Origin of the sequence: uncultured Nitrosomonas sp. (genome assembly GCF_902826915.1) — a bacterium.
GTDB lineage: Bacteria > Pseudomonadota > Gammaproteobacteria > Burkholderiales > Nitrosomonadaceae > Nitrosomonas.
In genome coordinates this window covers 71,849-93,686 of the sequence record NZ_CADEGP010000001.1, presented here as the reverse complement: position 1 = coordinate 93,686, position 21,838 = coordinate 71,849, and the positions used below count along the sequence as shown (strand labels likewise).

The window sequence follows — 21,838 nt, the reverse complement described above, 5'->3', positions numbered from 1 at the left end:
AGATTATTTGTGCCTAACATCAATTGCTTGCTGTTATTTCAGGATCGACTAAGTATTTTTTTACTGATCCTATCGACCAGGAATATCAAGAGATCCTTTTTATATTTCCCAATCGCATTCTTCAAAAATCAGCAATAAACAAAATCTTGAACAATTATTTTTCTTTAATGCAGCGTTCCACCATTGCTTGCTTATAATCAACCTGGCCAAATGAAACATCTTTTAATTGACCCTTGCGGTCGAACAAAATACACGAAGGCGTACCTTGCAGCGCAAAGCGCTCGAAAGTTTCAGCTTTCATCGATTTCTGCTCCAAATACTGCCTCACTTGCTGCAACACCGATCTTTTCTGTTCATCGCCAAGACTCTCAAAATCAGGAAGAAATTCAGCAGCATAGCTCAGCACTCGCTCATCAGTTACAGGTCGATTTTCCGCTACAACGCGATCCATACCCACTGCAAAAGGAATTCTCCATGGCAACTTACCTTCTGATAAAATGCCATATTGATTCAGAGCCTTGAGTGTTTCACCGATCACTTCTCCGGTTGTAATCAATTTCTGCAAGTTCTCGAATGTATTTTTGTCATAATCCTCAAATGCCGTCGCCAAACCGATCACAACCAATCCGTGTTGATGATAGCGTGCATACAAATCGATAGCTCTAGGCAATGAATAAATAAAACATCCGGGGCAATTTACCTGAAAAACCTCAATCAGCACCACTGAGCCAACTAAATTATTTAATACAATCGGTCCTCCCTGCACCCAAGTAGCAACCGAAATATCAGAAAGTGAGTGATTAATCATGGCTAAAATAGTTAAAATGAATAAATTGAAACTCTGGCATATTACAGAAGCCAGACGCTGCCGTGCAGTATTTTTGAAAAAAACAGTTAGAATCCACCAAAAATGCGTTACTGGTTAATGAAATCCGAGCCTTATGAATTTAGTATTGACGATTTTGCCGCATTACCCAAACAGACTGTAGCGTGGGAAGGTGTGCGCAATTATCAGTCACGCAACTTTATGCGCAATCAGATGAATATCGGCGATCAAGTCTTTTTCTACCATTCCTGCTGCAAGGATCCCGGCATCATGGGAATCGCAGCTGTCAGCAAACCCGCCTATCCGGATGCCACGCAATTCAATCCCGATAGCAAATATTTTGATCCTAAAGCATCGCTAAACAACCCACGCTGGTTTAATGTTGAACTTACTCTAGTGCAAAGAACCCGTCTAATCCCGATCAAGGAACTTAGGCAGTATGCGAAACTACATCGAATGCGAGTGCTGCAAACTGGCAATCGTTTGTCGATCACTCCGGTTGATCCAGCAGAATGGCAATTCATCCTGAGCATACTATGATTGCATTTGATACTTCTAATCGAGGCCAAACATGGACTGGTGGCTAATTTACCTTCTGACCGGCGCATTTGTGGGATTCTTTGCTGGTTTACTCGGTATCGGTGGTGGACTTATTATTGTGCCCGTGTTAGTAACTATGTTCACTGTTCAAGACTTTCCTGCTGACCGTATCATCCATATGGCGCTCGGCACCACAATGGCTACCATCATCTTCACATCAATTGCCAGTTTACGTACGCACCATCAGCATGGTGCAGTGGATTGGCAGATCGTAAAAAATATCACGCCCGGGATTTTTCTCGGTACGCTCGGCGGTGCCACCCTAGCAGGATCAATGACGGGTCAGTTATTAAGCATCATTTTCGTCATTTTCATCTTTTATGCTGCTACACAAATGTTGCTACAATTCCGCCCCAGCCCGATGTTTCAATTACCTGGGAAAATCGGCCTATTGCTCGCTGGTACGGTTATCGGCGCACTTTCCAGCTTGGTTGCTATTGGCGGCGGGTTATTATCAGTGCCATTTCTTACTTTATGCAAAATTAAACTTCAACGCGCCATCGGTACCGCAGCCGCCATTGGCTTTCCCATTGCGCTGGCTGGCACCATCGGCTATGTCGCAAATGGATTGATGCAGTCAGAGACACTTCCTAACGACAGTTTAGGTTATATCTATTTACCCGCATTAATCTGGCTGGCATCTGCCAGCATGTTGACGGCGCCACTCGGCGCGAGACTCACTCATTCGACCAAGACCGTCATTCTAAGAACAATTTTTGTTGTATTGCTTTATGGTTTGGGTGTTAGAATGCTAATCAGCCTAATTTAAACGCTAAATGAAGCAAATTTCCATTCCACTTTATCGAATTGTCTCAACTGTAAGATCCCGTCTCTTTCTATCATTGCCCTACTCCAAAAAGCTGCTGTTTAATCCGCAACTTTCGCCATCTCAATTGCTCGCATCACCATGTCACGCGCTTCGGCCGCGTCGCCCCAGCGACCTACACGTACCCATTTTTCAGGTTCAAGATCTTTATAATGCGTAAAAAAATGTTCTATCTGCTGAAACACGATGTCAGGCAGATCAGCTCGCTCACGCACATGGGCGTAATAAGGAAAAGTCTTGGTATCTGGCACGCAAATAAGCTTCTCATCGCCACCATGTTCGTCTTCAAGATGAAGCAGCGCAATCGGCCGCGCACGCACCACGCATCCGGCAAGGAACGGAGAACGGGCAATAACAAGGGCATCGAATGGATCACCATCATCACATAAAGTATGCGGAATAAAACCATAATTAGCCGGATACCGCATTGGCGTATGTAAAATGCGGTCTACGAATAACGCTCCGGATGGTTTATCAAATTCATATTTAACAGGCTCACCACCAGTTGGAACTTCAATGATGACATTGACATTGTTAGGCACATTGGCACCTACAGGGATTGCTCTAATATCCATGAAACATGCCTTTCTCGCTTTATTCTGGGATTAAGAAAAAACAAATACCAAGTGAGTTTTCACTTTTGAATTCAGTGTACTGAAGGCTGGAGCGGCTGTCAAACTTAGCCTCCGCTCTTTAGAAGAATAATTAGGATTAACGAAATGAATCCCCACCACCACAAACGACACTAAAGCATCTAAACAGTGACTCTCCATGTAAGTCTGACCTAATCAAGTAAAGCCGTACAACTCAGTCAAGCGATTTTTTTCAACATTTTTGTTTCTAGCTCATATTGATTCGGACTTTTGTATTCCAAGACTGAATGCAATCGATGGCTGTTATAAAACATGGAAATATAGTGCAGCACATCTTGCTGTGCTGCATAGCGGGTTTGGTAATGCCGCCAGTGGATTCGCTCCTGTTTGAGGCTGCGGAAAAAGCTTTCAGCCACAGCATTGTCGAAACAATCACCAATACGGCTCATGCTACCCATAAAGCCATGTATTTTCAGAAGCCGCCGGTATTCTTTACTGGCATATTGCGATCCGTGAGTCCTGCTGTACTGTCAGTCCGGTTTGTGATTGACGCTGCCAGATAGCCATTCTCAATGCATCACACACCAGTCTCGCTTTCATTCTTGAATTCATACTCCAACCAACGATCTTTCTGGAAAACAAATCAATGATGACAGCCAGATACAGCTAGCCTTCCTGGGTCCAAATGTAGGTTATGTCGCCAACGTAGACTTGATTCGGGGCTTCAACATCAAATTGTCGATTCAGCTTGTTCTCGAACACCGGTCGTTTGTGATTGCTGCTGGTTGTCACTTTGTATTTCTTCCGATGTTTGAACTGCGCGCCGGATATAATCATAGTAGTGCTACGACTTACACCCATCAGTTGGCACATCAAGCCAACTGGGTAGGTGTTCTTCCTTTGGGTGATGAACGAATATTTCACTTCGTTTCTTTCATGAAAAAGACCGCCGCTTCCTTTAGTATTTCTCTCTCCAGCTTGAGTTGCTTGATTTGCGCCTTCAACGACCGGATTTCTTCCCGCTCCAGTGTCAGTTTCCCATTACCCCAGAATAACTGATCAGCTCCATCCGCCTGGTATTCCCTGATCCACCTCCTCAGTATATTGGTATCGATTTCCAGGCTTCGAGATACTTCTGACGTCGTGTGACCCTGATCCAATACCAGACTGATTGCATCTAATTTGTATTCCTTTGTACAATGCGCTTGCGAAAATGCACCAGCTCGGTGCTGTGGCAGGATTGTCTGCACTGAAGCTCCGTCATGCCGTAAGAAACCTGGTAATAAGGGTTGCGTTTCCGCTGTAACACCACCGCTCCATCACTCAAGTTCTCTAACTGCTTCAGTATCAATAACCCAACCATTAACCGGATCGGCTTACTGGGTGCACCTACCGCTTTTGTGTAATGAATCGAGAAGGCTTCGTCAAACTCATGCCAAGGGATTGCCGCTGATAATTTCAGCAGTGGATCAGTGATATCAAGCTGCTGTAAAAGATCTGTGCCAAATAAATTCGTTTGATGGGATGCGCTGCTGGTTGTGAGAATTTTTATTCACCATTTCGACCAGAAATAAGTGTTAATTTTAACATTCCTGGTCGATAGGATCAGAAAAAACAAAATACTTATTCTTACTATCAAATGCTTAGGGGTATTTCAGGGGCGACTATTTAAGCTGCATGCTGTTTTTGACCGATCTTACTCCAGCGACACCGCTTGCTACTTCGACTGCCTTACTAATACTGGCAGACGAACTTACGAAACCGCTTAGTTGTACTACGCCCTTGAATGTTTCGACGTTGATTTCAGCCGCCTTCAATGTTGGTTCATTGAGCATGGCCGCTTTTACCTTGGTTGTAATGACGGTATCATCAAAATATTCTCCCGTCCCCTCGTGTTTTTGAGTTGATCCGCATCCTATTGCGGTCAGCAATGTCAAGGTTAAAAAAGATACAAGGAATAATCTAGCGAAGTGCTCCATAATTCAATCTCCTGTCAATTGCTCATCTCAAACGATCAGCTAAGTTAGATCAATAAAAAATCCACAATGGTTATTCAACTATTCTTCTTATACTACAACTACACGCTACCCTTGTAGCCATAATCTACCTCGCAGATTGTTGAAAAACTCTCTGCGGTGTTAAAAACAAGCCCAAATTGCTCATTTATTATGCCATAAACTCGCGCCTCTTTACCTATTATTACCTTGATCAACTGCTTCTAAAATGTTTCTCAATGACCTGTTAATGCTGCATGTTCGCCATTTGAGTGCATGTTTCGGCGCAATCTCTGCATGCTTTGACACATTCATCCATATCCCCGATTTTCTCACAATCTATTGCACATGCTTCGCAAATCTCGGCACAGATCCCGCAAAGAGCACCAGAATGGGAAGCGCCACTCAGCATGAAATTAGCTGACGTCTGGCAAATCTCAGCACAACTCATCAGAAGACGAAAGTGAGTAGATTCAACATGGTTTCCACCGGTTTCAAGACAATGATTCATCCCCATGTGTAGACAGATCTGATGGCAGCGCATGCAAGCAGCGATACAGGCTTGCATGTCATGTTTAGTGTAAGTTGACTGATTCATGAAAGTATCCTTAGGTAAGTTAACAAAGACAAACAAGAAAATATGCTTAATACTATAACTTTAAAGCCAGTCTTGATCTGTGCGGTATCATACATATGAACAAAATGACAACATGTCAATTATTAATCCACGCACAATTCGCAAGGGCCGGAAATCCCGAGTACACTCCTGAAAAGAGAGAAATAGAATTCTTAATGCGGCCTTAAACACAAAATGAACACGATTGACACTTTTTATTTTGCCTTCCGGTCACTAACAGCCCATCGATTGCGCACCATATTATCAGCCTCGGGAATCGCCATCGGAATTGCTGCGGTCGTCCTCTTGACCGCAATTGGCGATGGTGTGCAGCGCTTTGTGCTGTCAGAATTCACTCAGTTTGGTACCAATATCGTTACGATCACACCGGGAAAAATCAATACACATGGTGGCTCTCTGGGCGCTATCGGCAGCGCGCGATTATTAACGATAGAAGATGCGATGGCGCTGAAACAAAGCCGCTACTCCGAATATACCAATGCCAGCGTAGTCGGCAATGCAGAAATTCGTGCACAAGGCCGCAGCCGACGCGTAACCGCGTATGGTCAGGGATCTGATTTTGCCAAATCCTTTAACATGCAAATTGAGATCGGACAATTTTTACCCGATGATGATCCGCGCAATCCACGTGCGTATGTAGTACTGGGTGCCAAAGTACGCACTGAGCTATTCGGTAATACCAACCCTCTTGGGGCGATTCTGCAAGTTGGCGGGGCGCGTTTCCGTGTTATCGGTGTAATGGCATCCAAGGGTCAAGTGCTCGGCTTTGATCTGGATGACGCAGTTTTCATACCCACAACCCGGGCATTAGAAGTATTCAACCGACAAGGCGTGATGGAAATTCAACTGGCATACTTTCCTGATGCGCCAGTGCAAGATGTTGTCGAAGATATACAGCGTATCCTTATCACTCGTCACGGACGCGAAGACTTCACCGTTAAACCACAACAGCAAATGCTCAACACTTTATCCACTGTTCTGAGCGTATTAAAATTTTCGGTTGCTGCACTGGGCGGAATTTCCTTGATAGTCGGCGTAGTCGGCATGGTCACGCTGATGCACATCGCGGTTTCCGAGCGAGTGTCGGAGATCGGTCTGCTCACTGCCCTAGGCGCGACACGTACACGCATCCGCATTTTATTCTTATTGGAATCCATTGCACTTTCCACATTGGGTGGGTTGACAGGATTGTTCATTGGCTCCGGTATCGCCTGGTTGCTCAAATTATTAATTAGCGATCTGCCGGTAAATATTCCATGGGATTATGTGTTTGGCGCTTTGTGCATATCGATGCTAATCGGCCTTGCCGTCGGTGTAATCCCAGCTATGCAGGCGGCAAAATTAAATCCGGTGGATGCATTGCGCACAGATTAGCCATAATTAGAAATACCGGCTTAGGTACACCGGAACGCACGGATGATTTTTTAGTGCTTTCTTTCCGAACTCAAGTCAGTTTCTAATATACTAATAAAATAATACTTAGTTTTGCTGCCTCCCCCATTGATTAAGGAGATTCTCATGCGTATTTTGCTCGTATTGATCATGATTTTTTTGGTAAATCCCGCTTTTTCTTGCAACAGTACACTATTGGATCAGAATTTTCGTAAGCTTGCAGGATCAGAGATGGTCAATTTATGCGAAGCCTACACCGGCAAAGTATTACTCATTGTAAATACCGCCAGCAAATGCGGCTATACGCCACAATATGAAGGATTGGAACAACTGTACGATAAATACCAGTCCAAAGGATTAGTCGTACTGGGTTTTCCATCCAATGACTTTATGGGGCAGGAACCTGGAACCGAAGCCGAAATTCAAGATTTCTGCCGCTTAACCTACGATGTAAAATTCCCCATGTTTGAGAAAACCACGGTAAGAAAAGGTCAAGCACATCCATTTTATGTGCAGTTGGCTGAATTATCCGGAACCTATCCAACCTGGAATTTCCAGAAATACCTAATCGGCCGCGACGGCAAGCTCATCACACAATTCAGCCCGCACACCAAGCCTGTCGACCCAGCCGTGGTGACTGTTATTGAGCAGGCTTTAACACAATGATTTAATCAAAAAACAAGCGAAATCCTCTGATGATTCACCGAAAAATCAGGAACCAGAAATAAGCATCCTGTCGATCCTGATCATGTCCTCGTTTATCAGGCTGATTTCCGGTGCTGGTGTCGACAAGTCGTATATACTTCCGATCACGCTCATCACTACGTTGGTACTTACTATCAATCGGAACCAAATCGCTAGCTCAAATTAACCGGAGAAAAGCTCGCGGCAACACACAAAACCAGTAGAAGGTTATCACGCCTGACCTGAATCGGGGCAATTTGCTTGTAAAATTCGTTTCAGAAAGTAATTCAGCAATTGATGTAGGAAAACATCATCAATCCTGATGACAACTCAATCACAAAAACGCACATCCTGAAAGCCCATCTGATACCCGACAATAGTAACCTTTTCGACAGCCATCAAAATACAATAAACCTGCTGTTTAACTCAATACTGGGTAGTGCAAGTTTAATCATCCCCAGCTTAAAAACTCCCAAATCTTTCTGGAGCATATCGAGCCATATCGTGTTCCAGTAGCTCTAATTTTTCTCTCATCAAGTTGCCTACAAACAATTGAGAATTTGAAGGAATGAGATTTTCCGATATTTCACGTTGTTTAATACTTTCTATCGCTTGATTAAAGCCATCAATGAATTGGTATGATTTACCCTCTACATTTTTAAATAGTGCTTCACCAAAATAAGTAAATTCATTTTCACTTGAACATCCAAAAGAAGCTCTGTCTGAAGCTGCGGCAGTCAAAATTAAACTAGTTTCATTTTTCAAGGCATCAATGAAAGCACCGGAGTAACACGCAGCAACCAGAATAATGCGCCATTGTATCCCTGCATCATCCAGATAAGCTCTAATGTCATTCGGACCTATGTCGTTGAGCTCAAGCGGCCACATATTAACTGAAAGCTCGTGATCGGAAGAACCGTGACTGGTTAAGTACAACAGCACAATATCTTCCTCAGGATTTATCTTACTGCCTATATGATTCAATGCAATTCTTAAATTTGTTGATGAAGCAAGTGGTGTGGTATTGATTGTTTTCAGGTTATTAATCAAAGCAACAGATCGACCTGCTGCCCCAAGGTTATGATTCATGACGTTCTGAACATTGTTAACTTCTTTCATGAATACATCTTGCGAGGAATCAGCGCCAAATCCGATGAAAAATAGATCGGTTATACCTTCTACCCCAGGCTCGATAACGTTGAGCACATTATCCAACAATTGATACTGGTTATAGTAAACCTGCTCTTGATTAACAAAACTTAAATCATCATCATTATAAGCGGCCAGTATTTCTGAATAATCAAAATCCTCATGCCAGAAACTCAGCGAAACATTAGTCAGTGGATATGAAGCACACACCCAGAGCATGACAACCAGTATGGCTTTGATCTTTTGCCAATTTAATAATTGCAATACAACATAAAAACTAACACTTAAAATCCATACTGTATACGCCATGTATCCAGCTTCAAAGTAAGTATCTGGCAAAAAAGGTATAACAGTAATAGAGAAAAGATAAAAGAACGGTAATACACAGTATGTGATGGTCAGGAACAGTAATAAATTGTCTTGTGATTCACAGAGTTTGGCCAGTACAAATCCTACCAACAAAACTCCCAACAACTCTACACCGATATATCCCAGACCGAATAAACCGAAAACCGGATTAGGCGTCATTACATAAGAAACAATAAACGCTGTAGTGCCATAAAACCCCAGGAGCAAGATAAATTGATCATAAGAAGCTGTTATTTGGCTAATGATATTGCGACGAAATGCAAGTAATCTTAATCCACAGTGCAGATTCCTGAATAATACCCAAAGTTCTTTAATTGCCTCAGATTGCTTCAGTTCTTTGGAAATACTTGCATATAAATCCATTTTTATCTCCGGGATTAGTATCAATCAACACAACAGATTAAGTACGGCAATAACAGATCCAAATGAAGGTGTCGGTAGAACTCTTGCGATCATTTTTTAGTGCGACTGTTGCCAGAGTCCAACTGGTAAGATTCTCCAGAAACCAGAGAATAAACAATAAAAATAGCCCTTATTCAATCAATCAAAAAACCTTCACTCTACTGATAATGTACCAGCCTGAAATTTTTGAAAGAGATACCCTTGCTCATTAATTTGACAAGAAAATATCCGACTGGTTAATAGCAATGCAATTTAGTTCATGAGTACTCATGACAAACAACCGTTTCGCCACATTCTTCAAGATTCTCTAACTTTAGCCGATTCCGCACACGACTATTAATTCTACAAATTTGGAGAGCACACTATGAGCACAGCCCTGCACGAGATTGACGAACGCACCAATCTGACTGCTAATAACAAGTTCGAATTATTGCTGTTTCGATTAGGCGAAGCTCCTGGCGCCAATCATCGTGAATTATTTGGCATTAATGTTTTTAAAGTACGCGAAATCTTGGTTATGCCTGACATCACCGAAATTGCCAACGCTCCCCCCTATGTAGTGGGCATAGCCAATATCCGTGGTCAAGTCATTACTGTCATCAATCTACCGAAAGTTGTAGGTTGTAAACCGAGCAAAGGAACTTCGATACTCTTGGTCACTGAGTTTGCTCGCTCGACTCAAGCTTTCGCAGTCGAAGAAGTCAACGAAATTGCACGTCTGGATTGGAATCAAGTAATTGCTGCAGACGGTAAGGGTGGTAACTTGGTCACCAGCATTGCGCGACTCGATGGCGATAAAGAAGGCTCCCGCTTGGCTCAGGTTCTGGATGTTGAGCAGATTCTGCGCGATGTCCTGCCTAACTCCTGCGGTGATATCATGCCCGAAAATATTGGCAACAAAATAAAACTCCCTGCTGGAAAAGTAATCTTGGCCGCTGATGATTCACCGTTGGCGCGCAGCATGATTGAAAATGCGCTAAAAGCATTAGATGTGCCTTATGTCATGGCTAAAACCGGACTCGAGGCTTGGACCAAAGTCCAATCCATGTCGGATATTGCCGAAGCCGAAGGAAAAACAATTCAAGACAAAATTGCTTTAGTCTTGACCGATCTGGAAATGCCAGAAATGGATGGGTTCATGCTTACCCGTAACATCAAAAACGATCAGCGATTTAAATCCATTCCGGTGATAATTCATTCCTCACTCACGGGCGAAACAAACGAAAACCACGTTAAATCGGTAGGTGCGGATGCTTATGTCGCAAAATTTGTCGCAGAAGAACTAGCCGATGCAATGCGAACGGTATTGGCGTAGTCGAGAGCAAGTATCACTTCTTTCCAAAAAACAATCAGATTTTGAACAAGCAAAGTTACCGATCATTGCCAGCCGGTAACTTCATAGCCTTTCTCTTTCAAACAACGCGACACAAAATTCGCATAAGCTTGACTCGGTTGCGACGACCTTGTCGAAAATAATCCTCGCAACAATCCAGCAGTAGCTCCAGCGGCAGCTCCAATCAACGAGCCCTGTCCCGCTGATCCACGAATAGCTCCCCCTGCGGCTCCGCTTGCAGCACCAATACCAGCCCCCATTGCTGTACTGGTTGCCACATCTCCCATCTGTCCCTTACCCTCCCGAGCACCAGCTGATTCAGCCAGCCGTTTACAAATCTCAACATCCTGCTCCGCAGAATCTTTACCTACAGATAAAAAATGCGTATTGGGATATAGCACAGGCCCAGTACTAGAACAGGCCGATAGGCCAATAAGAATCGACCCGATCATCAATATTATTGCGATTTTCATCGTTTATCCTCATCTCAGAAATATTTTTATCTGGTTAAACAGTATAACTGGAATCTATATTAGCATTCTTAAAACATACTGCCATAAATGGATTCATTAATACCAGCTGGAAAAATACCGTATCAATTATACCGAGAGGGAGAGGGAGCCTGCTTGCGAACTGCTAAACAAAAAAACGATTGCGCCCATCACTGAGAAATTTCAGGATGGGCGCAATCTACCTACTAGATTAGCTCGTTTTCATACGCTGCTATGATTCCGGTTAGCGTCGATCCCGCAGTTAATGCTTTGGAAACATCCTGGGTTTCAATGGCTTCTCTCAGATCTTGCAATGCATTTTGTACTTTTACACGCTCTAGAGAACCTAAACGTAACTCCAAATCCGGTAGAAAGATATTGATATACAAAGATACTCTCTCAGCCGCCACCGGAGGCACAAACCTATCAAGATGAAAAGCAAATTCAATGAGACGGATATTTCTATTGACCTGGCCAATAATCCCTTTACTGATCTCGATAACGATTTGATTTGCATCCACATTAGCCAAGTCACCCGTTAATTGAGTCTTAATCAGATTGCTACCCGTAGGATTATCCGAAGCAATAAAACTCTCAACGATGCGGTAGAAAAACTCACCTTCGATCTGTTTTTCTCTTGCTTCTATAGCATCTGTATTCCGGCTTGCAATAATTCCTTCGACTTCGCGCAATACCCCGATCAGATAAGTTCTCACCAGTGGAATAATGATATTTTCCCGCGCGATTCTGAGATTAATAACCTCATCCGGATTTGTTTTTCCTAACGCTTCCCTACCTTGCACGAACGCCAAAGTGATCTGATCATCCAAGTCGGGATTACTGCCATCCTGGAGTGTTTGTTTATCCTCCGTCAGCACCTTGTTGACCCTGCCGGCGGTGCCAGCAATAGCACTATAAGCGGAATTAGCTCTATCCCATTCTAATACCAGCGCATCATCTACCAAACGGCTTTCAGTCACGAATGTCGTTCGATCATAAACGACAATAGCAAATACACGCTGCAATGATTTATCGATGATTTGCAGCGAAAATGGAATTTCATTTCCAGCTTTGACCGATTCAATTGCAGCCGAGACATCTGCATTAATTGATGTACCGTACGTTTGATCAACCAGTTGGGTTAGTTGTCGCAATTCCCCTGCATAGGCGGCTTCGATTGCTGTTCCATTAATCGTGGTCTCTGCACGTAATTCACCAATCGTTTTGAAACTTGCAACTGCGTTATCAATCAGCGCTGTTTCAGTGGTAGCGCTATATTTAACCAAGTTCAGTTCAGCTTCATAGCTATTCAGAATCGCTGATATCGCATCACGTGCTATCGCCGAATTAGGTATACTATTATCACTGCTAGCAGTTTGCAGATCACTTAATGCGGCCTCTAGATTGACGCGTGCTTCCGTACCCAACCGTAACTCTAGATCAGGTAAAAGAATCTTGGCAAAAGCCATCGCGCCTGCAGCTTCCGCCATTGCATGAACGCGATCTACTCCGATGCTATTCGCCTGACCATCCATTTCCCCTTTAACCCGGCCAATGAATCCTTTATTCAATTCACTGACAATCTCATCTGCAACAACATCCGCAGCATTTCCTGCCAGTTGAGTTTTGATCAATGCATTACCCGTCGGATTATCGCGTGCAACCAGCGATTCAATAATGCGATAAAAAACCTCTCCTTCTTTTAACTGTATTCGTGCTGTATTTAAATCTGAGTTTCTATTTTCAATGACACCCCTTACTTCGCGTAATACTCCTATATAGTATGCGCGCGCTAATGACATTCTTGTCACGTAACGTTCAACAAAAAAAGTAGCAAAATCTTCGTCCGGATTGTTTTTATTCAGCGCGGTCCTAATACGTGCCAGCGACTCAGTAATTTGAACATCTAATCCGGGGTTGCTGCCTTCTTCGATAAACTGTCTATCAGCGCTCAACACTTCATTGGATCTTGCAGCCGTGGCAGAAACCGCCTGAAATACTGCCTCAGTTTCCTCCAGTATCTGAATTAGTGTCGCAGATGTTGCTGACTCAAATTCATCACGTATTGCTGCGATACGGTTAAAAAAACTTTGATAAAAAACACGCTGTAAAGTCTTGTCAATTACCTGCGCTGCCAAGCTAGGCTCATTGTTATTTTTAATTTCTTCAATCGCCGCCAGGATATCACTATCCAGTTTTAATGAATTGGTTGTGTCGATTTCTTGCGTTAACGTTTGTAGATCACCTTCATAAGCTACAGCGATAGCGTCACCATTAATTGGTGTTTCCCTGCGCAATGTGCCAATGGTCTGAAAAGCAGTCACAGCCGACTGAATGGTTTGAATATCGGATGCAACAACGCTCACACTGCCTATCGCCAGAGCAAGAGTAGTTAAACTCATTATCGATAATCTCTTTATTGAAATTATGGTTTTTTTGGATAAAAACATTATTGGAAACCCTTTCATAAAATGAATCAATATTAATACGAATGCCAATGATAATCATTATTATTTATAAAATCAATCGATATACTATTAATTGTCTTTTACTACTACTTGTTACCCGTCAGAAATTTGCAATCAAGGTAGCGCGAATGGCTATCGGAGAACCGGGCGAGATATTGTTGTTATTGTGTACCGAAGCAAAATAATTGGCGTCAAATAAATTCTCAATATTTAACTGACCACGAAACCGTTTGGTAAATTGCGCGAATAAAGCTGCATCGACCCTTGTAAAATCAGGAATTCTAACCGTATTATCGGCGGAAGCAAACATCTCGCCACGATAAATCACGCCAACTGCAGCCCCCACTTTGGGGGTAATATCGTATCGATTCCAGGCGGAAAAAGTGTGTCGAGGAAGCTCCCCTACTGTGGTTCCTTTTTTTGCTACACCCGGTATTTCGCTAGTAAATTCACCAGTTTGATAAGCGTAACCGCCCATCACACTCCAATCTGAAGTCAGTTGACCATTCAGACTGATTTCAATACCCTCTGTGCGCTGCCCCTTGGCTAAAAAAGTTCGCGTCGGATCATTTGGGTCAGCCGTTATCACATTCGTTCGATCCAATTGATAGACAGCACCCGTTAATGCCAAATCAGGGCGGATATCCCATTTAATCCCGGTCTCAAGTGTCGTGAATTTTTCCGGCTTAAGTGTATCGACTGTCACATTCAAGGATGTTAGTTGATCACCGGCGCGCGGAACATAGGCTTGACTATAGCTGGCATAAAAAGAAATCGGTTCGATGGGTTTATAAATGACACCAAAGCGTGGCGCAATCAAATCATCTCTTGTTTTTAAGTGTGCTCTATCCGCATTCCTCTGCCGGAAATTCACTTCAAACATATCGTAGCGCACCCCTGCAATTAATTGCAGCTGCGGCAACAATTCAATCTGATCCTGGACATACAACGATGTAACATTGACAATACTACGATTATGCGCATCTGTATCCCGCGTCAAAAACCCCACGGGAGCATTTGTAACCGGATTACTTAAAGGCACGCGCAGATTAACTTGCGATTCGTCATTATTAAAAAAACCATTTCGCCGCTGATTATGGGTTTCCTGACGCCCCACCTCGATACCTGCCATCAACGTATGCGCAATTGGTCCGGTGTTGAGCGAATAGAGTAAATTCGTCTGATTAAAAACATTGTCACGCGAAGTCACATTGTTATAAGCGCCGAGCGATACTAGTCCGGAAAAAGCCTGGCTATTGGCAAAGATGTTCTGATAGAACTTATCGTACGTCGTGTAGTTTGTACGGTTTTGCAGCGTAACCCCGGAATCAAATTTATGCTCGATGAAAGAATTGAACGACAGCACATCGATGTTTGCATTACTACGCTTAGGATCACCAAAAAACTGAGATTCATGCACATTGATAGGGCGCCCTAGAAATGAAGGAATACCCCGATCAGCGGTGCGATCATCGTGGAATCGCTCCATACCTGCAACGATTTTAGTACGATGCGTTGGCTTGATCGTTACAGTCGGAGATATTCCAAGACGCTCCATACTAACGCCATCGCGGAAACTGCCTGCATCTTCGTATAAGGCATTCAAACGTACAGCAGCCACATCATTAATGACATAACCGACATCTGCGGTCATTCTTTTCTGATTGAAAGAACCGCCTTGAAAAGTAAATTCCCGAACTGGATCCCAGCTGGCCTGTTTCGATACACGGTTGACCACACCGCCCGATCCACCGCGGCCAAAAATCATACCATTTGCACCTTTGAGCACTTCAATACGTTCAATATTATATAAATCGCGAAAGAATTCGGCATCATCACGTATGCCATCAATAAAAAAATCTCCCGTCGAACGATTACCACGAAATACCAGCGCATCACGATTGCCCTCTCCTTGTGACACACCGACACCGGGTACATAACGAACTGCATCGCTCAGGCTGCGGATAGATTGATCTTTAATCAACTCATTGGTTATTACTGAAATGGCTTGTGGAACATCGCGCAATAAGGTGTTAGTTTTTGTCGCTGTATTGGTGCTTACTACCGCATAACGACTAGCACTATCGGCAGTGACTTGAATTGAAGGCAAAGTGACCACCGACTCAGCACCTGATGCAGCTGGCTGCACAGCAATGATATAACCTTCAGCTTGCTGAATTGCTTGCAATCCAGAATTCTCAAGCAACTGATTCAGAGCCGACTGAATTTCAAAATCACCACTGAGTCCAAAAGTCACCTTTCCCTGCAGCAAAGCAGGATCAACAGTCAGCTTGACCCCGAACTGCTCCTCGATCTGACTAATAGCATCATGCAAAGAACCGGCTGGAATACTGAGGGTGAGTGTAGTTGACGACGCATCTATAGATTGAGCAATACTTTGTTTTGGAAAGAAAATTAAAGCCAAGCTCAAATTGAACAATATTGCATAAAAATAGAAACACCTAGCAATCCCACGGATAGTCATAATAAATTAAGGCACAAATATTATTGTTGCTTTTAGCAAGAGCTCTCGAGCATTTTAAGTAGCACAATATTCGCCACTCAATAATGGATATGTATCACACAAAGAAAATGAACAGTAAATAAGATCTGTTCGATTGAGCTTGGATTTGGATTTGGATTTGGATTTGATCAAGCTGAACCATGATATCCATAACGCAGAAAAGACTGAAGAAATCACTGAGAAACAGCTTTCTTTATACTACGATGAAAATAAAGCTTTCCACACCTGCCTGTAATTACCAATTCTAGAAATACCAATCAATCCTCCGCACTACGCAGCATTTTGACACATACAAGTGGATTGAGACACAAAAGATTGAGGAACAAAATCCTGCATCTGAGACTTCTGTTCCAGCGTTTGATCCAACACCTGCTTAACATGGCACGCACACAACCCACACTGCTCAGTAACGCCAAGGCAAGCTTTTAAATCCCTCATCCGGTCAGCACCCTGGTAAATTGCTTCCCGCAATGCTCTTTCTGTGACTCCTTTGCAAATACATACATACATATCGAATACCCTGCGATCTAAAGTTCAGTTAAATTTACTATTATTTAACAATGATCAAAGAATTATTAATAATAATGAGAATGATTCTTAATTATACCAATTTAATTGTAAAAAGCAATCTATTTCGATGATCATTACCTAACTATAAATAGTTGAACATCGTTTGTTTAGAACTTGTAAAAATAAAAATTTGTTGAGTCAGTGCAAGACATATAGGATACTAGCCGGATGCTGATTTTTAAGGCACAAATTTCATCAATCAGCGCCTGAATCCTCTACAGTAAGCAATCCTAATTTTCACAGGTAATTTAATGTTCATTAGCGTTCTTGATCTTTTCAAAATAGGTATTGGGCCATCAAGCTCGCATACCATGGGTCCCATGGTTGCAGCCAAAGATTTTCGTGATCGCATGCAGCTCTATGTTTCTAATCACGATATTCCATCCTTCTTACAGGTTCGCTGTACTTTGCGAGGATCTTTGGCTTTCACTGGCAAAGGACATGCTACTGATCGAGCAGTAACTTTAGGCATGCATCAACATACACCGCAAGGATTAGCCAAACTGAATGTCAATGAATTATTCGAACAACTATGGCAGCAAACAACGATTCAGATCAGCGAATCTATCAAAATTCACTTCAACCCGGTAGAAGATATTATCTTCGACCGTGGAGAGCCTTTACCAGAACATCCGAATGGCATGATTTTTCAGCTGCTGGATGAAACCGGCAAGACGCTATTAACCGAAATCTATTTCTCGATTGGTGGAGGTTTTATCACCACATTACCTGAAATCGGCAAACTCGTAGCACCAATCAAAATAGAAGCTGCCAGCTCCTGTGGCTTTCCCTTTGACTCAGCCAATCAGATGATGAAAATGTCGGCCGATAGCGGTTTATCGATTGCCGCTATGAAACGCAGCAATGAGGTAGAACGAATTAATGAAAGCAAACTCAATGAAGGACTGGATGCAGTCTGGAATGCAATGCAAACTTGCTTGGAAAATGGATTGACCGCTGAAGGTCGACTGCCTGGCGGTTTAAATATTAAACGGCGCGCGCATACGTTGCACCAACAATTGCAGAATAATCCTCAGAAAGCCAACTTAAATGACTGGCTGTGTGCATATGCCATGGCAGTCAATGAAGAAAATGCGGCCGGACATATGGTTGTTACCGCGCCGACTAACGGTGCAGCGGGCGTGATACCGGCTGTTATTTACTATGCCGTAAAACATGAAGGCGCAACTCTGGAACACGTACGTGATTTCTTGCTGGTAGCCGGCGCGATTGGCGGACTAATCAAGCACAATAGTTCGATTTCCGGCGCAGAAGTTGGGTGCCAAGGCGAAGTAGGTTCAGCTTCAGCCATGGCAGCAGCAGGTTTGTGCGCCATAAAAGGTGGGACTACTGAACAAATTGAAAATGCTGCAGAAATCGCATTAGAACATCATTTAGGCATGACTTGTGATCCCGTTGGTAGCTTGGTGCAAGTCCCATGCATAGAACGTAACGGGTTCGGTGCCATTAAAGCTTATACCGCCGCATCACTGGCAATCCGCGGCGATGGACAACATTTTATGTCATTGGACAATTGTATCGCCGCGATGAAACAAACTGGACTCGAGATGTCGATAAAATATAAAGAAACTTCACTAGGTGGTCTGGCGGTCAGTATCACAGAATGTTAATCATTCATCATCTATGACTTTACAACTTGCTGATTATATTGCGCGATCTTCTAACAATCAAGAAAACTCCAAGCATCACCACTGGAATCGCAATACTGGTCAGTAATTCCACATTGATATCTTGCTCTGTCGCCTTCAAAGTTTTTAAAAAAATAATCTTTTGCGGACAGATAATTCTTTTGAGTCTACCTAAACCACAACGACATGTTTTTGCAGATCAATGTCAAAAACTTATGAAGAAGCTTATGGGATAAAAAAATCAACGTTCAAATGAACGTTGATCAACTAACTATCAGGAAGGTACATGCAGTTTAGCATGGCATATGTGAAGTATTTGTGATAACAAACAAACGATTTAGAATCATGTGTCAATGATCTTATTAATGCTTAATATAAAAAAACCAATTAGTACTTTTTTATGATGATCTATGTATCATGAGCTACAATATTTTAATTCTTTTTTAAAACCACTTTCTATCACTGACAAACCAGATTAATACAGGGAAACTTATGGGTGCTATTTTCTTTTATATTTTTATTTATTTCATCGGATATTATGCCTCTAATATCTTGAATATGTTAACAGTCCGTCCATTCATCACAAATCGCTATATCGCTGCGCTACTACCGGTATATGGTGTTGCACTGACACACGCTTACGTAATCGTTAGCAGCCCACCTCCGCAAGGGGCTGACATGACGATCGAATACGCGTTGCTGGTGTTCATCACTCTACCGGTTGTGATAGTGACACTGGGTGCCGTGTACTTCATGTGGAATAGTAAAGGCAAACAAGATGATGACCCGGATGAAAATACGTTCGATAATACAAGTGAACCATCTGAAACTATTAGCGATAAACTCACTGACCAGAAAACCGACACACAGTCTGTTGTTGATCTCGTTACAGAAGATAAAAAAGCTAACTACAAAGATAAAGAACACAACACTAATAGCAATGAAAAAACTTAATGCAAGTATCTATTGTTGAAAGACTGATATCGATGCTTACGATGGTTTGTCGACAATTACGTGCTCCTTTTGTGCACTAAGCGTACCTTGTTCAATAACCGCCAGCGTCAATCGTGAAATTGCCACACGCTTACCTGTATCTTCTTCGAGAATATCTGTTTGCCAAACTTGCGTGCGTCGACCCGTATGTAGTGGCGCGCAAATACCAACAACATGGCCTTTGGTAACTGCCCGGATATGATTGATATTTAATTCCAACCCAACCGCACGGTATTGTTCGGGATTTATTGTCATCCAGCCAGATACACTACCTAAGGTCTCAGACAACACACAACTTGCACCACCATGCAATATACCGAATGGCTGCATCGTACGTTTGTCGACCGGCATGCGTGCCTTCAAGAAATCTGGGCCCAACTCGACAAACTGAATGCCAATATATTCTCCCATATTGGCATTCCGCAAACCTTCCAAGTGCTCAATCGTGTAATCTTTAAACCAAATCTTAGTCATTGAACATTCCTTTTTATTCTTCTCTTTTGATAGTGAATAAACCCCATTTATTGATGCAGAATCACGTCAGGATTGAAAATTTTCGATCACATTTGCATCCGACTTTCGTACACTGTTAGCTAACAACTTCCTTGCGGGCTGAATTATATGACCTATCAATAAGTTCCAGCGCGCTTTGACGATCACAAAAAATGCAGCCGGAATAGGTTGTTGATATGAAGAAAGATTTCTGATTGATTTCCTTGACTTAAATCATGCCAAATATTTATCTTTAAAGTCTTCTGAATGCACCGGAACATCCTTGAACTAAATTACAGCCTTCTGCTTCAAGAATTACCAGATTGCTATCCTAATAAACAAAGAACCCATTCGTGTCGCAAAATAAAGTATACCTCTGCATTACTTTTCTTACTAATAAATTATTCGCCAAACGCATCTCTGAGCCACTCGATCTCCTGCCCATGACTACCGGACAGCAAGAGTACATCAAATCGACAAGGCGACTCGAAGTCTAATTCAGCCAAATAATATCGTGCAGTACGTAATATTTTAGCTCGTTTCGTGAAAGTAATACTTGCAGCCGCCCCACCATACTTTTCACTTGTTCGCATGCGCACTTCAATGAAAACCAGTGTTTCTCTATCGTACATTATCAGGTCGATTTCTCCAAAACGGCAGCGATAATTTCGCGTCACTAAAACCAATTGTTGTCGCTGCAAATACGACAAGGCTACTTCTTCAGCCTCACTGCCCTTCATCTTCCACAATACTTTTTGAATCCATTATCAGTTGAATTTTACCGTTCTTAAATTGTGCTGCAACAAGTTCGCGAACAAACTGATTAGGTAATTGGAAACGAATTTGCCCGGTAACGCCATCAATAGAAATTACATCAACAGGTTGTGGCAGCATCAAATTTACTAGCAACCGGAAAGCATCAATACCTAGCGCATAAAGGCGCTCCATTTCAATACTCTTAGCTGTGCTGACGTGACGATAGGCCATAACAGCGGGATGATCAGGTTGCAATAACCAAGGCATATCCAGAAACTGAATATCATTAAGATCATTATTGAGTAAAAAATTGTCAGTTCCTGAAAAAATCTGTGATGTAGCATACACTGGCACTTCTGGATCAAGGTAGGAACGTAGCAAACGTGATTTTTCTAAGTCTAGAGCAAGAAAAACCAAGTGATTACTACCGGCAGTCAAATTACGAAATTGTTGCAGCACAGTTGGATTATCAGCATATAAAAATGATTCGGTGGTTTTATCAATTTCGCTTTGCCACCGCAACGTAAAGGCATTCTGCAACCGTCTAGATAGTGGGCTGTCATCACCGATGATAATGGCATGACTTCTGCCACTTGACAGCGCTAGCTCAGCAAGCTGATTCGCTTCAGATTCCATCTGCAAACCAAAAAAATAAAGTTTAGGCGGCAAATTCGTATTACTGTCTGCTGTATTCAGTGCTAAAGTGGGTACATTGGAGAAATGACTGGAAGCCACAGCCGAAACACCATCCCGCGTAAGAGGTCCGACAATAAATATTGCACCGGCACTGAGTGCTTGATGGTAAGCAATCAAAATATCGAGCGGATCGTCGGTTGTGGAATATAACCGAATGATTGCTGGAAGCGGCTCTCCACGCTGTGTAGCAGCCACAAAACCCTCTTTCACCATATTAGCAGCTTCGCCAAATGAGGCGGATTCCAAGGGCAATAACAGTGCAATATGAGGTACTAGCGCAAATTCAGGTAAAATTCCCAATTGATCTTGTTCACCGAGATCAGTCGCCATCGATGAAAAGCTAAAACTTAACAACAAGACTGCTGCCAGAGCTATTGTAAAAAAACGTTGCATA

At 42.7% G+C, this 21,838-nt stretch carries 19 protein-coding genes and 1 pseudogene; 7 read left to right on the top strand and 13 right to left on the bottom strand.

Going from position 1 to position 21,838, the window contains the following annotated elements; translation table 11 throughout:
- Window positions 1-154: 154 nt before the first annotated feature.
- On the bottom strand, window positions 155-808 hold the full coding sequence (locus tag QZV86_RS00415) for a TlpA family protein disulfide reductase (RefSeq protein ID WP_295623310.1): 654 nt from the start codon (window positions 806-808) through the stop codon (window positions 155-157).
- A gap of 102 nt (window positions 809-910) precedes the next feature.
- On the opposite strand from QZV86_RS00415, the gene QZV86_RS00410 reads away from it, so the two are divergent.
- Window positions 911-1,366 (top strand): EVE domain-containing protein, encoded by a 456-nt coding sequence (locus QZV86_RS00410; protein WP_295623309.1) that lies wholly within the window; start codon window positions 911-913, stop codon window positions 1,364-1,366.
- A 31-nt stretch (window positions 1,367-1,397) separates the two neighbouring features.
- Window positions 1,398-2,195, top strand: a complete 798-nt coding sequence (locus QZV86_RS00405) for a sulfite exporter TauE/SafE family protein (RefSeq protein ID WP_295623308.1) — start codon at window positions 1,398-1,400, stop codon at window positions 2,193-2,195.
- Window positions 2,196-2,293: 98 nt separating this feature from the next.
- Here QZV86_RS00405 and ppa read toward each other — a convergent pair whose 3' ends face one another.
- The 4 genes and pseudogenes from ppa to QZV86_RS00385 all read right to left on the bottom strand — a co-directional run bounded on the left by ppa (window position 2,294) and on the right by QZV86_RS00385 (window position 4,824).
- Window positions 2,294-2,827, bottom strand: coding sequence for an inorganic diphosphatase (gene ppa / locus QZV86_RS00400; RefSeq protein ID WP_292920407.1), 534 nt, complete (start codon window positions 2,825-2,827; stop codon window positions 2,294-2,296).
- Window positions 2,828-3,063: 236 nt separating this feature from the next.
- Window positions 3,064-4,083 (bottom strand): annotated as a pseudogene (locus QZV86_RS00395) (IS3 family transposase).
- On the bottom strand, window positions 4,023-4,208 hold the full coding sequence (locus QZV86_RS00390; protein WP_295623307.1) for a transposase: 186 nt from the start codon (window positions 4,206-4,208) through the stop codon (window positions 4,023-4,025). Before QZV86_RS00390 ends, QZV86_RS00395 begins: the two are co-directional and overlap by 61 nt.
- Before the next feature lie 301 nt (window positions 4,209-4,509).
- On the bottom strand, window positions 4,510-4,824 hold the full coding sequence (locus QZV86_RS00385; RefSeq protein ID WP_295623306.1) for a BON domain-containing protein: 315 nt from the start codon (window positions 4,822-4,824) through the stop codon (window positions 4,510-4,512).
- Between the two features lie 826 nt (window positions 4,825-5,650).
- Between QZV86_RS00385 and QZV86_RS00380 the strand changes: the two genes are divergently transcribed.
- Window positions 5,651-6,850: an ABC transporter permease gene (locus QZV86_RS00380; protein ID WP_295623305.1), complete on the top strand. Its 1,200-nt coding sequence runs from the start codon at window positions 5,651-5,653 to the stop codon at window positions 6,848-6,850.
- Window positions 6,851-6,994: 144 nt separating this feature from the next.
- The gene (locus QZV86_RS00375; protein ID WP_295623304.1) at window positions 6,995-7,534 is read left to right on the top strand and encodes a glutathione peroxidase; all 540 of its coding nucleotides are present in this window, start codon (window positions 6,995-6,997) and stop codon (window positions 7,532-7,534) included.
- 480 nt (window positions 7,535-8,014) lie between these two features.
- Here QZV86_RS00375 and QZV86_RS00370 read toward each other — a convergent pair whose 3' ends face one another.
- On the bottom strand, window positions 8,015-9,433 hold the full coding sequence (locus QZV86_RS00370; RefSeq protein WP_295623303.1) for a C13 family peptidase: 1,419 nt from the start codon (window positions 9,431-9,433) through the stop codon (window positions 8,015-8,017).
- A 403-nt stretch (window positions 9,434-9,836) separates the two neighbouring features.
- On the opposite strand from QZV86_RS00370, the gene QZV86_RS00365 reads away from it, so the two are divergent.
- The gene (locus tag QZV86_RS00365; RefSeq protein WP_295623302.1) at window positions 9,837-10,787 is read left to right on the top strand and encodes a chemotaxis protein; all 951 of its coding nucleotides are present in this window, start codon (window positions 9,837-9,839) and stop codon (window positions 10,785-10,787) included.
- A 62-nt stretch (window positions 10,788-10,849) separates the two neighbouring features.
- On the opposite strand, the gene QZV86_RS00360 is transcribed toward QZV86_RS00365, so the two are convergent.
- The 4 genes from QZV86_RS00360 to QZV86_RS00345 form a co-directional block, all read right to left on the bottom strand.
- Window positions 10,850-11,278: a glycine zipper family protein gene (locus QZV86_RS00360; protein WP_295623301.1), complete on the bottom strand. Its 429-nt coding sequence runs from the start codon at window positions 11,276-11,278 to the stop codon at window positions 10,850-10,852.
- Window positions 11,279-11,502: 224 nt separating this feature from the next.
- A complete protein-coding gene (locus QZV86_RS00355) occupies window positions 11,503-13,698 on the bottom strand; it encodes a hypothetical protein (RefSeq protein WP_295623300.1) in 2,196 nt (731 codons plus the stop codon).
- A gap of 166 nt (window positions 13,699-13,864) precedes the next feature.
- Window positions 13,865-16,189: a TonB-dependent siderophore receptor gene (locus QZV86_RS00350; RefSeq protein WP_295623299.1), complete on the bottom strand. Its 2,325-nt coding sequence runs from the start codon at window positions 16,187-16,189 to the stop codon at window positions 13,865-13,867.
- Between the two features lie 369 nt (window positions 16,190-16,558).
- Window positions 16,559-16,798 carry a (2Fe-2S)-binding protein gene (locus QZV86_RS00345; protein WP_295623298.1) on the bottom strand — a complete coding sequence of 80 codons (240 nt, stop codon included), beginning with the start codon at window positions 16,796-16,798 and terminating at the stop codon, window positions 16,559-16,561.
- Between the two features lie 311 nt (window positions 16,799-17,109).
- On the opposite strand from QZV86_RS00345, the gene QZV86_RS00340 reads away from it, so the two are divergent.
- The gene (locus tag QZV86_RS00340) at window positions 17,110-18,489 is read left to right on the top strand and encodes an L-serine ammonia-lyase (protein WP_295623297.1); all 1,380 of its coding nucleotides are present in this window, start codon (window positions 17,110-17,112) and stop codon (window positions 18,487-18,489) included.
- 576 nt (window positions 18,490-19,065) lie between these two features.
- Window positions 19,066-19,461 carry a hypothetical protein gene (locus QZV86_RS00335; protein ID WP_295623296.1) on the top strand — a complete coding sequence of 132 codons (396 nt, stop codon included), beginning with the start codon at window positions 19,066-19,068 and terminating at the stop codon, window positions 19,459-19,461.
- Between the two features lie 36 nt (window positions 19,462-19,497).
- Here the strand turns inward: QZV86_RS00335 and QZV86_RS00330 are convergent, their stop codons facing one another.
- The 3 genes from QZV86_RS00330 to QZV86_RS00320 form a co-directional block, all read right to left on the bottom strand.
- On the bottom strand, window positions 19,498-19,974 hold the full coding sequence (locus tag QZV86_RS00330; RefSeq protein ID WP_295623295.1) for a hotdog fold thioesterase: 477 nt from the start codon (window positions 19,972-19,974) through the stop codon (window positions 19,498-19,500).
- A gap of 419 nt (window positions 19,975-20,393) precedes the next feature.
- Window positions 20,394-20,732: a YraN family protein gene (locus QZV86_RS00325; protein WP_295623294.1), complete on the bottom strand. Its 339-nt coding sequence runs from the start codon at window positions 20,730-20,732 to the stop codon at window positions 20,394-20,396.
- Window positions 20,719-21,837: a penicillin-binding protein activator gene (locus QZV86_RS00320; protein WP_295623293.1), complete on the bottom strand. Its 1,119-nt coding sequence runs from the start codon at window positions 21,835-21,837 to the stop codon at window positions 20,719-20,721. Before QZV86_RS00320 ends, QZV86_RS00325 begins: the two co-directional genes overlap by 14 nt.
- Window position 21,838 lies beyond the last annotated feature (1 nt).